The 12488-nt window shown below is 50.0% G+C and carries 9 protein-coding genes; 7 read left to right on the top strand and 2 right to left on the bottom strand.

Translation table 11 applies throughout. The features are described from left to right. Positions 1 to 23 precede the first annotated feature (23 nt). The 4 genes from AC2A06_RS16825 (at position 24) to emrB (ending at position 4584) form a co-directional block, all read left to right on the top strand. Positions 24 to 824 (top strand): DeoR/GlpR family DNA-binding transcription regulator, encoded by an 801-nt coding sequence (locus tag AC2A06_RS16825; RefSeq protein ID WP_484381036.1) that lies wholly within the window; start codon positions 24 to 26, stop codon positions 822 to 824. Between the two features lie 259 nt (positions 825 to 1083). Further along, positions 1084 to 1605: a transcriptional repressor MprA gene (gene mprA, locus AC2A06_RS16820; protein ID WP_484381035.1), complete on the top strand. Its 522-nt coding sequence runs from the start codon at positions 1084 to 1086 to the stop codon at positions 1603 to 1605. Positions 1606 to 1855: 250 nt separating this feature from the next. Continuing rightward, complete coding sequence (gene emrA / locus AC2A06_RS16815) at positions 1856 to 3031, top strand: multidrug efflux MFS transporter periplasmic adaptor subunit EmrA (RefSeq protein WP_484381057.1); 1176 nt, start codon at positions 1856 to 1858, stop codon at positions 3029 to 3031. Between the two features lie 17 nt (positions 3032 to 3048). After that, positions 3049 to 4584, top strand: coding sequence for a multidrug efflux MFS transporter permease subunit EmrB (gene emrB, locus AC2A06_RS16810; RefSeq protein WP_484381034.1), 1536 nt, complete (start codon positions 3049 to 3051; stop codon positions 4582 to 4584). A 107-nt stretch (positions 4585 to 4691) separates the two neighbouring features. On the opposite strand, the gene AC2A06_RS16805 is transcribed toward emrB, so the two are convergent. Then, a complete protein-coding gene (locus AC2A06_RS16805; RefSeq protein WP_023492137.1) occupies positions 4692 to 5768 on the bottom strand; it encodes a tRNA/rRNA methyltransferase in 1077 nt (358 codons plus the stop codon). A 273-nt stretch (positions 5769 to 6041) separates the two neighbouring features. Between AC2A06_RS16805 and AC2A06_RS16800 the strand changes: the two genes are divergently transcribed. The 3 genes from AC2A06_RS16800 (at position 6042) to pssA (ending at position 11291) form a co-directional block, all read left to right on the top strand. Further along, positions 6042 to 6731 (top strand): tRNA-uridine aminocarboxypropyltransferase, encoded by a 690-nt coding sequence (locus AC2A06_RS16800; RefSeq protein WP_023492138.1) that lies wholly within the window; start codon positions 6042 to 6044, stop codon positions 6729 to 6731. A 216-nt stretch (positions 6732 to 6947) separates the two neighbouring features. Beyond that, positions 6948 to 9599, top strand: a complete 2652-nt coding sequence (locus tag AC2A06_RS16795; RefSeq protein WP_484381033.1) for a bifunctional acetate--CoA ligase family protein/GNAT family N-acetyltransferase — start codon at positions 6948 to 6950, stop codon at positions 9597 to 9599. A gap of 336 nt (positions 9600 to 9935) precedes the next feature. After that, positions 9936 to 11291, top strand: coding sequence for a CDP-diacylglycerol--serine O-phosphatidyltransferase (pssA, locus tag AC2A06_RS16790; protein ID WP_484381032.1), 1356 nt, complete (start codon positions 9936 to 9938; stop codon positions 11289 to 11291). 81 nt (positions 11292 to 11372) lie between these two features. Here pssA and AC2A06_RS16785 read toward each other — a convergent pair whose 3' ends face one another. Beyond that, positions 11373 to 11903, bottom strand: a complete 531-nt coding sequence (locus AC2A06_RS16785; protein ID WP_484381031.1) for a fimbrial protein — start codon at positions 11901 to 11903, stop codon at positions 11373 to 11375. Positions 11904 to 12488 lie beyond the last annotated feature (585 nt).

The following is a 12488-nucleotide window of genomic DNA, read 5'->3' as shown; positions in this document are numbered from 1 at the left end:
GGGCATCATTAAGAGAACAGTTTATGAATCTGACCGAGCTTACCGGTAATCCGCGTCACGACCAACTGATTCAGTTAATCGCCAAGCGCGGCTATATGAACATCGACGAACTGGCACAATTACTGGAGGTTTCAACGCAGACGGTAAGGCGTGATATTCGTAAACTGAGCGAACAAGGGTTAATCACTCGCCACCATGGAGGTGCTGGCCGTGCCTCCAGTGTAGTGAATACTGCCTTTGAACAACGAGAACTCTCTTACACCGAAGAAAAAAACGCCATTGCCCGATCTATCGCTGACTATATTCCTGATGGTTCGACGGTGTTTATCACCATTGGCACCACGGTTGAACATATCGCTCGGGCGTTGATGAATCATCGGCATTTGCGCATTATTACCAACAGCCTGCGGGTGGCGCATATTCTGTATAAAAATACCGAATTCGAAGTGATGGTACCTGGGGGCATATTGCGCCCCAATAATGGCGGGATTATTGGCCCCAGCGCGGTCAGTTTTGTGGAAGGGTTTCGTTCCGATTACCTCATCACCAGCGTAGGTGCCATAGAAGCCAACGGTGACTTGCTGGAGTTTGACGTCAATGAGTCAAGCGTGGCGAAAGCAATGATGACCCACTCCCGCCATATTCTGCTGGCGGCAGACCATACCAAATTTCACGCATCCGCCGCCGTAGAGATCGGCAATACCCGCCAGGTCACCGCATTATTTACCGATATCACTCCCCCGTCCGCTCTCCGGTCATTACTACAACAACAGCAAGTGGAACTGGTGGTTAACCCCTCCAACAACGAACTACCGACATTGTGACCTACAGGGGAAATCAGCTGATTCCCCTGCTAGCACGACAACACATTGGCTCCATTCTATCCCTACTGAATCATTTGAACCCGTGGTATGGCAAACGTGATGACTCGCTAGAGTCAGCAATCGTCTCACCTATCATTCACCTGACATTTACCAATAACTGACCAATGACACGAATTGCTAAACGGCACCCCGGGTTGGCGATTTACACTATTAGTTACTATGGTTACTATACCGGACGAAATTAATAGGTCCTTAAACTATGGAAAGTTCGTTTACGCCTATTGAGCAAATGCTCAATTATCGTGCAAAAAGCCAAAAGGATTACCCCTATCGGGAGATTCTGCTAACCCGCCTCTGCATGCATATGCAAAGTAAGCTGCTGGAACATCGCAACAAGATGCTCAAAGCGCAAGGGATCAATGAAACCCTGTTTATGGCACTCATCACGTTGGATTCGCAGGAAAACCGTTGCATTCAGCCTTCAGAGCTCAGTTCCGCTTTAGGTTCATCGCGCACCAACGCCACGCGCATTGCCGATGAGCTAGAAAAACATGGCTGGATTGAGCGCCGGGAAAGTAGCCATGATCGCCGCTGCCTATATCTGCACCTAACCCAAGCGGGGGAAGCCTTCCTTAAGCAATTACTTCCGCCACAACATCAATGTCTGCATTTTCTGTGGTCCACACTCAGCCACGAGGAACAGCAGCAGCTTGAAATACTGACGCGCAAATTGTTGCATCGTCTTGATCAGATGGATGTTTCAGAATCGGTATCCCCATAGTTGCTGTCTAGGTAATCTATTTATGTTATCCCCTTTGAATTGGCGACTTACCCCATTCTTGGTTGTGGTTTTAGCAAACACCAACGCATTGGCTGTCAGCCCGCATTGCTGGCGCTCGCTAAGCACCCCAAAGCGTGATGGCTCAGAAACGGCGAACACAACAGCATAAATTAGTATCAAATTCATTCAAGTTGCATGCAGATAGAGGCTGCAACTCCAAGCACCAAGGAATTATTTAAATATGGGAAGCATGAATACCAATGCGGGGACTCAAGTACCGCAGCAACCGGCAAACAACAAAAAGCAGCAGCGTACATTTTGGCTACTGCTGCTGACGGTTATTTTTATTATCATCGGGGTGGTCTATTTGGTGTATTGGTTTATGGTACTGCGCCATCATCAGGAAACTGACAATGCTTACGTGGCCGGTAATCAAGTCCAAATCATGGCCCAGGTTTCGGGCAGTGTGAACAGTGTGGCATTCGACAATACTGACTTCGTGCACCAAGGTGATGTGTTACTGACTCTCGACCCTGCCGATGCTGAGCAAGCCTTTGCTCGCGCTAAAACAGCGTTAGCCAACAGTGTGCGGCAGACGCATCAGTTGGTGGTCAATAGCAAACAGTATCAGGCTAACATTGCACTGCGTAAATCTGAACTGAGTAAAGTAGAAAGCGACCTCCAACGCCGTATCGTACTAGGCCATGCGGATGCGATTGGCCGCGAAGAACTGCAACATGCAAAAAATGCCGTGGACAACGCCAAGGCTGCACTGGAAGTAGCCATACAGCAATACAATGCTAACCAGGCGCTGGTGCTCAATACACCGCTAGAAGAACAGCCCGCCATTCTGCAGGCTGCAGCACAAATGCGTGATGCCTGGATGGCGCTGCAGCGCACACGTGTCGTCAGCCCGGTGACTGGTTTTGTCTCACGCCGCAGTGTACAGGTGGGAGCCCAGATCTCTACAGAAACACCGCTGATGGCCATTATTCCGGCAGAACTTATGTGGATAGATGCCAACTTTAAAGAGACCCAACTGACCAATATGCGTATCGGCCAGCCCGCTACCGTCGTCACTGATATTTACGGCAGTGAGGTGGTGTTCAAAGGCAAGGTGGTGGGTATCGATATGGGTACCGGCAGTGCTTTCTCACTGTTACCTGCACAAAATGCCACCGGTAACTGGATCAAAGTCGTACAGCGCTTACCAGTCCGTATTGAACTGGATGCACAGCAAGTTGCAGAACACCCACTGCGAATTGGTCTCTCTACGCGAGTGAAGGTTGATACCGCTAATCAGGATGGTCCGGTACTCGCCAATACCGTGCGTAAAGAGCCGCGCTATGAAACCAGTGCGCTGACGCTGGACCTGGCCCCGGTCAATCAGATGATCACCGATGTGATCCATGCTAATGCCGGTTAAGCGGACGGGAGATTACCGTGGCACAAAAACCACTTGAAGGTGCCCAGCTTGCCTGGATGACCATCGCCCTCGCCATGGCGACGTTCATGCAGGTACTGGACTCCACCATCGCCAACGTTGCCATCCCCACTATCTCGGGCAACCTCGGTTCATCCAACTCACAAGGTACCTGGGTGATTACCTCGTTTGGGGTGGCTAATGCCATCTCTATTCCCATTACCGGTTGGCTGGCAAAACGCGTTGGTGAAGTTCGTCTGTTTCTGTGGTCTACCACGCTATTTGTCCTGGCTTCCTGGTTATGTGGTATCTCCAACAGTCTCGGGATGCTGATCTTTTTCCGCGTGATCCAAGGGGTAGTGGCCGGGCCGCTGATCCCGCTGTCACAGAGTTTATTACTGAACAACTATCCGCCAGCAAAACGTTCGATGGCCCTGGCGCTATGGTCAATGACCGTGATCGTTGCGCCAATCTTTGGGCCCATTCTCGGTGGCTATATCAGTGATAACTACCATTGGGGTTGGATCTTCTTTATCAATATTCCCATTGGCTTGTTCGTGATCCTGGCGGCGATGTCGACACTAAAAGGCCGGGAAACCAAGACTGAAATCAAACCCATCGATACTATTGGGTTGGTTTTGTTGGTTGTCGGCATCGGTTCGCTGCAGATTATGCTTGATCAGGGTAAAGAGCTTGACTGGTTCAATTCACCTCAAATTATTATTCTGACCGCGGTGGCAGTTATAGCGTTACTGTTCCTGGTGGTTTGGGAACTGACAGATGAGCACCCGGTGGTGGATTTGTCCCTGTTCAAGTCGCGTAATTTTACTATCGGCTGTTTGTGTATCAGCCTGGCCTATATGTTGTATTTTGGGGCCATCGTACTGTTGCCACAATTGCTACAGGAGGTCTATGGTTATACCGCAACCTGGGCAGGCTTGGCGTCCGCGCCAGTAGGGCTGCTGCCGCTGGTGCTGTCACCGATTATCGGCCGCTTCGGTAACCGCTTGGATATGCGCCGGTTGGTCACCGGGAGTTTTCTGGTCTATGCCATCTGTTTCTACTGGCGGGCCTATACCTTTGAACCGGGGATGGATTTCGCTGCGTCTGCCTGGCCACAGTTTGTGCAAGGCTTCGCTATTGCCTGTTTCTTTATGCCATTGACCACCATTACCCTTTCGGGGTTACCCTCTGAGCGCATCGCCGCCGCATCGAGTTTGTCGAACTTTGCCCGAACACTCTCCGGCTCTATCGGTACGTCAATCACCACGACGCTATGGACCAGTCGAGAGTCAATGCACCATACCCACCTGACTGAGTTTATTAATCCGTTCAACCCACAATCGCAGGAGATGTACAGCAAACTGGAACATCTCGGTATGAACAAGCAACAGGCTTCGGCCTACATCGCTAACGAAATCACTGCGCAAGGGCTGATTATCTCGGCAAACGAGATTTTTTGGTTATCGGCAGGGGTGTTCCTGATCCTGATCGCGTTAGTGTGGTTCGCCAAACCACCGTTCAGTTCTGGCGGCGGCGGTGGCGGCGCTCACTGATCACCTTGCGATATAAACAACTCGATATAAACAACTCGATATAAACAACAGGGGGTGAGTCACTTGACTCACCCCCTGATATTTTTCGGTTGTCTTTGCTACCCGGCTTACTCGTGATTCTGTCGCCACCAGTCGGCTAGCAGAATACCGGCGGTCACTGAAATATTCAGGCTATCTACTTTGCCAGTGCCGCCAATGGAGACACTCATATCACCCTGCTGCCAAGCATTGTCGCTCAGGGCACTGCCTTCCGAGCCTAACACCAGCACCGCCTTGGCAGGCAATTTAGCTTGCCCGGCACGCTCCCCTTTGCGGCTGGAAGCCGTGACGATGGTATATCCTGCCTGGCGGAAAGTATCCAGCACCGAGAGGAAATCATCAGCATTGATCGCCTTGATATGTTCAGCCCCCCCTTCAGCGGTACGCACTGCCGCACCTGACTCCAGTAAAGCAGGGTCTTGCAGTAACACACCATTCACGCCAAAGTTGGCACAAGAGCGCACAATCGCCCCCAGAATATGCGGGTTACCTACATCTTCCAAGGCCAGTACACAATCTTTGCTGGGCGCGCTCTTAAGATAAGTTTGCGCATCCAAGCCTTGACGTTTTTTGATCAGAAAACAGACGCCACCATGATGCTCAGTACCGGACGCTTTCTCCAGTTCATCATCATCGACTACATGATACGCTTTGCGGTTTGCTGCCATCCAACGTAGGGCTTCGCGAAAGCGCGGTGTGACTGATTGTATAAACCAGGCGCGTACAATGGACTCTGGACGGCTGGCGAACAGCGCCTGGCAGGCATTCTCACCATAGACTCGGGTTTCTTCCGCCCGTTGGCGACGCAACTGCTCAGGGTCAATAAAACTTTTGCCACTGATACCACCATGATCGAACGCGGGCTCTTCGTCTGGGCCACGTGATACCGTTTTCCATGGGGATTCATAGCCACCAGAATCTTCAGTGCGAGCTGGGCGGCGAGGACGATCATTTTCACTACGGCGAGGATCGGCATCCCGGCGGTAGCCACCACGCTGCTTATCCTGACCGGGACGACCAGAACGCGCATTGTCAGTTGGGCGGCCTTTACCGTCCGAACGTTTATTGTTGTTACGGTTGTCATCGTCACTGCGGACGTACATCACTTTAACTTTGCCGTTCTTGCCACTAAATGAATCGTTCATCTCATTCTCCACCAACGCGCAGGGCGCGAAGATTACCTGATGTTGCCGCGCTAAGCCACCAACTTGTGCTAAAAGCTGGCAACTATCAAACTGATCAATTATAGACCTGTCTCGATTCAAATTGCAGAGGTTACATGGGTGCCAATTTACTTAAGCGCAATTATGCTAAATAACACACTTCCCTACGGTCATATTGACACGTCCCCCTAACACCCGGCACCTCTCCCGTGCGGCTCATTTCTACGCTACAATAGCCTTTTTATCAGGACAGTTATGACTCACAATGCGGTGCTACGTCTGCGCCAATTCCGTTTAGAACGAGCAACTCGGCCTTTTCGAGCGCGTGGTTGCCGTGCAATACGCTGTCAGCATTGTTTGCTGCCCCAGCAAAACTGCCTGTGTTCCACCATTCAACCACAGCAGGCCAAGGCACTTTTCTGTCTGGTGATGTTCGATACTGAACCGCTGAAACCGAGCAATACCGGGCGGCTGATCGCCGATATTCTGCCTGATACCCAGGCATTTCTTTGGTCACGTACCACGGTGGACCCGGCACTGCTAGAGTTGCTCAATAACCCTGACCGACAGCCTTATGTGGTATTCCCGGCCTCGTATGCCACCCCATCACGCCCAGTATTCAGCAGCTTGCCTGCTGAAAGTAAACCGCCCCTGTTTATTATGTTGGATGGTACTTGGCCAGAAGCATGCAAAATGTTCCGCAAAAGTCCTTATCTGGATCCGTTCCCGCTATTTTCTCTCAATGTATCCAATGCATCCGATTATCAATTGCGCGCCGCCAGCCGTACTGAGCAGCTTTGCACCGCCGAAGTCGCTGCCGCTTTATTGCAACAGGCAGGTGATACCGATGCTGCCAGCGGTCTCGAACAACATTTCAATTATTTTCGCCAACAATATCTGGCTGGAAAAGCTTGCCGCTCAGCGGCATCGGTCACAGCACCGTAGCGACAATGCGTCTAAAATCAAAAAATAACTTGCCTTGTTTCCAGCCTCATCGTTCGAAAGAAGCAAAGCGATACACAAAATAATTCGAGTTGCTTGCAGGCGGCCAGTCCGAAAGTCGCCAGGAGCATAGATAACTATGTGACTGGTGCGAGCGGGCGCAGCCAACACCCAAGCAGTTTGAAGTATGGCGAGTATAATCAGAAGTTGGAGTCACCCATGAGCCAAAGAGGACTAGAAGCGCTATTACGTCCCAAATCCATCGCTGTGATCGGCGCTTCGCAAAAGGTCGGTCGTGCTGGTTACCTGATGATGCGCAATCTGCTTGCCGGGGGATTTACCGGCCCAGTGATGCCGGTCAACCCGCGCTACAAAGCCGTCTGCGGCGTGATGGCTTATCCCGATGTCGCCAGTTTACCACTCACGCCTGATCTCGCGGTGTTATGCACCAACCCACAGCGCAACCTGCTATTGGTAGAATCACTCGGCAAGCTGGGTTGCAAAACCGCTATTGTGCTCTCTTCCCCCGTGGAGCAATTCGCCGAACTCAAAGCCATGGCACAGCGCTATTCAATGCGCCTGCTTGGCCCCAATAGCCTGGGTTTGCTCGCACCATGGCAAGGAATCAATGCCAGCTTTTCACCGGTTCCTATTCAAAAAGGCAAGCTGGCATTTATTTCGCAATCTGCCGCTGTAGCCAATACCATTCTCGATTGGGCACAACAACGGGAGGTCGGCTTCTCCTATTTCATTTCGCTGGGTGATAGTCTGGATATTGATATTGACGATCTACTCGACTTCTTGGCCCGTGACAGCAAAACCAGTGCCATTTTGCTCTATCTGGAAAACATCAGCGATGCACGGCGTTTTCTCTCTGCCTCCCGTAGTGCTTCCCGTAATAAACCCATCTTGGTGATCAAAAGTGGCCGTAGCCAACAGGCACAGCGCTTGCTCAACAGCCAACAAGGGTTAGATGCCGCCTATGATGCTGCAATACAACGGGCTGGCTTGCTGCGCGTGCAGGATACCCACGAACTTTTTTCCGCCGTGGAAACCTTAAGCCACATGCACCCGCTACGCGGTGAGCGGCTGATGATTATCAGCAATGGCGCCGCACCTGCCGCTATGGCATTAGACGAACTGCTTGCCCGTAATGGCAAACTGGCGACATTGCCCAAAGAGACACAGGAAAAGCTCAGCAGCTCGCTGCCTGAGTTTATTAAGGTCGGCAATCCTATCGATTTACGTGATGATGCCACCCCCCAACGCTATCTGGCGGCACTGCAAGCGCTGCTTGATTGCCAAGAATACGATGCTTTGCTGCTGATCCATGCCCCCAGTGCAGCTGCTCCAGGTTCTGAAACCGCAGAACTGCTGATTGAGGCTATCCGCCAGCACCCACGTGGCAAACGCATCACGCTACTGACTAACTGGTGTGGTGAATACTCTTCACAGGACGCCCGTCGCCTGTTTACCGAGGCGGGGATACCGACCTACCGGACACCAGAAGGGGCCATCACCGCCTTTATGCATATGGTGGAATACCGCCGGAATCAGAAACAGTTGAAAGAAACCCCTGCTCTACCCGTTGGGCTGACGGCCAATACCGCCGTGGCACACCAGCAGATCAGTCAGGCACTGGCTGACGGGGTTACTCAGTTAGATACCCATGAAGTGCAGCCGATTCTGCAAGCCTATGGTCTCAGCACCTTACCAACCTGGATCGCCGGTGATAGCGCTGAAGCCGTCCATATCGCCGAGCAAATTGGTTATCCGGTGGCGTTGAAACTACGCTCCCCTGATATTCCACACAAATCTGAAGTTCAAGGCGTGATGCTCTATTTGCGTACCGCCACTGAAGTACAACGCGCGGCAGACGCCATCCTCGATCGGGTAAAACAGTCCTATCCACAGGCGCGCATCCACGGCCTGTTGGTACAGAGCATGGCCAACCGGGCGGGTGCACAAGAGTTGAGAATTGCCGTGGAACAGGATGCTATCTTCGGGCCACTCATCATGCTGGGGGAAGGCGGTGTCGAATGGCGTCAAAAAAACCAAGTTGCCGTTGCACTCCCCCCTCTAAATATGGCACTCGCTCGGTATCTGGTGCTACAAGCGGTGAAAGGCGGGAAAATTCGTGACCGCAGTGCGCTACGACCGCTCGATATTCCTGGCCTAAGTCAGTTATTGGTGCAAGTTTCCAATCTGATCCTGGATTGCCCGGAAATATCGCGCCTCGATATTCACCCGGTATTAGCCGCTGGCAGTGAATTTACCTTGCTGGATGTATCAATGCAGCTTGCCCCCTTTAGTGGAGACCCACAGGCACGCTTGGCTATTCGCCCCTACCCCCATGAACTGGAAGAAACCATTGAATTAAAAAATGGCTCACATTGCTTGTTCCGCCCGATTCTGCCGGAAGATGAACCGGCACTGAAACACTTTATCGACCGTGTGACCAAAGAAGATCTCTACTACCGCTACTTTAGTGAAATCAATGAGTTTACCCATGAAGATTTAGCCAACATGACACAGATCGACTACGATCGTGAGATGGCTTTCGTCGCGGTACGTAACGGCGATGAAATTATCGGTGTGACTCGGGCGCACTCTGATCCCGACAATATCGATGCAGAATTCGCCGTACTGGTCCGTTCCGACCTAAAAGGCCTCGGCCTGGGCCGTAAATTGCTGGTAAAAATGATCGAATATGCTCGTGCGCGAGGCCTGACCCGGCTGACCGGTATGACCATGCCGAACAATCGAGGAATGGTCACACTGGCACAGAAACTGGGGTTTGAGGTGGATGTGCAAATTGACGAAGGCATTGTCAATTTGACACTGCCATTGCAAGGGAATCAGATGCCGTGAGCTCGATCGCAATGTAATACAAATCCGCTACTTGATAGCAAAACATACGTACAATCATAACAACTAGTGTTATTATCGCCCGATTGTTCAAAGAATTGTTTTATACTTAAGTTGTTTCAAGTTACAGGCAGGCAGTAACAAAGCATGGCCTCAGGGAGCAAGTAGAGAAGGTCTGTGCTGAATCTGCCAGGTCCAGGTGCGCAGGTTTTGGCTATGCCCCTGTTCAGTGAGTTCGATGACGGCCCAAGTCATGAAACTCCCTATAACACGTAAGACAACGGGTATAATGCAGGTGGCGTTATGGCCATCCAAACATAAGAGAAGAAACGCACTGTGATGTTGTCAAAATTTAAACGTAGCAAACATCAACAACACCTTGCACAACTGCCCAAAATCCCTCAGACGGTTGCTGATGTTCGCACTCTTTATGCGCCCTCCCATTTCCGCAGCACGTTGCTGGAGATGATAGCTAGCGCTAAGAGCCGTATTTATCTGGCCGCGCTCTATTTAGAGCACGATGATGCGGGGCGCGAGATCCTTAACGCGCTCTATCAGGCCAAACAACATCGCCCAGAGTTAGAGGTCTCCATATTCGTAGACTGGCATCGTGCACAACGGGGCCGTATCGGTGCAGCCGCTACCAATACCAACGCGGATTGGTACTGCAGCATGGCAGAACAGCATCCACAAGTCTCAGTCCCTATTTACGGTGTGCCTGTCAATACCCGGGAAGCCCTGGGTGTACTCCACCTAAAAGGGTTTATCATTGATGATACCGTGGTCTACAGCGGTGCCAGTATTAATGATGTCTATTTGCATCAGAATGAAAAGTACCGTTATGACCGCTACCAGTTGATCACCAACAAGGTGCTGGCTCAGACTCTGTATAATTTCATTAAACAGCATTTGTTAACTGCAGGTGCGGTGCAACGCCTCGATCGCCATGACCGGCCCACCAGTCCGGAGATCAAAAATGAGACGCGCACTTTGCGGTCTGGCTTGCGTCACGCCAGTTATCAATTTCAAGGCGACGCGAGTAACGAAGAGTTAGCGGTAATCCCATTAGTTGGCTTGGGTAAACAGAATATCCTCAATGATACCATCCATCATTTGATGGCCAGTACCGAGCAGAAACTCACACTATGCACCCCTTACTTCAACCTCCCCGCCATACTGGTACGTGATATCATTTATTTGCTGCGCCAGGGGAAGCAGGTAGAAATCATTGTGGGCGACAAGACAGCAAATGACTTCTATATTCCTGAAGATCAACCCTTCAAGATTATCGGCGCATTACCTTATCTCTACGAAATCAACTTGCGCCGTTTCCTCAGCCGCCTGCAACGCTATATCGACACTGGGCAACTCATTGTTCGGTTATGGAAAGATGAGGATAATACTTATCACCTGAAAGGCGTGTGGGTTGATGATAAATGGCAGTTGATTACGGGTAATAACCTCAACCCACGTGCTTGGCGTCTGGACTTGGAGAATGCCATTCTGATCCACGATCCTCAGCAAGAGATGCGGGAACAACGCCATAAAGAGCTGGAAACGATCCGCACTCACACCACCGTGGTCGGTAGCTATCACGAACTGCAAAATATTCAGCAATACCCCATCAAGGTACGCAAGCTGATCCGCCGCTTGCGCCGCATCCGTATTGACCGGTTAATTAGTCGTATTCTGTAATGTCTCAATCATCAAGTCAGCCTCACCCGGCTGACTTGATGCTCACATCGGTAAACTTCACCCTCTGGAACCCTATCCTGTTTACTCATAAACAACATTGAGTGCAACAATACCGTTGAAAGGACCAGGAGTGAGCGAAGTAAAACCAGGGGTACGCGCCAGGTAACCCGTTAATGTTACGCTTTTTTCAGTTCCCGCTCCGGTTAACGTGATGGGTGTTTTCCCATTAATAATCAATGTACCAGTAGTAATACCCGTTGCATGAAGATAAACGAGGAGGTCTTCTTTGGTTGTCCTTACCGCCCCGCCATAAAAGGCATGCCCAGTGAATCTATCCCCTGTAACATACATATTGGGTACTCCAATGGCATAAGGACAAGAAAGTGATAATGTGACCTGTTTACTTGCACCAGCAAACCCAACGTTACCATCCGGTACCCTAGTAATATCAACGTTTCCCCATTCCATAAAAACATCTCGCCCACCATTAATCACACAGGGTGGTACAACGAGGTTACCTGTAAAATTCATATCGACGGCATGTACGACACCACTATTTATTGCCTGGTAAAAAACACACAGTACAAATAAAAATTTTTTTAGATGAAACATTATTCGACTCCTCCCAGAGAGAATATTTTATTCAAGCGAATAGAAGAACACCCAAGAAAAATGGGTACATAACAAAACAACCTGTTAGGCTTAACTACTTTGTATACTATAGATATTTATATAGTTTTAACAGGGTTGAACTAATTTCCTGCTTCATTGCAGATAATACCTGTAAACACATTTAGGCGATAAATCCATAGGAAAAGACCTGAATAGCGCTTGCTTCAACCCTTTAGTGGCCTGGTTTATGAGGCTCTGAGTCGCTGAGTATCGCCAATATTGAGACTAACGAATTTTTCTTATCGCTATATTTTTCGATAAAAGAGTTGAAACATAATTATTTAATTAAAATCATAATATGCTTTAAATCAATATATAACCAAGTAATGATTCAAAATATATATCATTACTGTAACCAGGAACATGAAAATTTAAGGCATCGCACCATGGCTAGATATCAATTAACCAGCAATGACCGCCTTGTTTATTGCCCAGTGGCTTGAATCTGAGAAGCGATAACTGTTTTATAAAAAATCAGAAAAGCAAAAAGCCCTATGCTTGCGCACGGGGCTTTCTACTTATTTT

Source organism: Serratia sp. HNCC26DJ244 (genome assembly GCF_057180565.1).
Note: the sequence above shows the minus strand (reverse complement) of the source record. Positions and strands in the feature narration are given on the sequence as shown.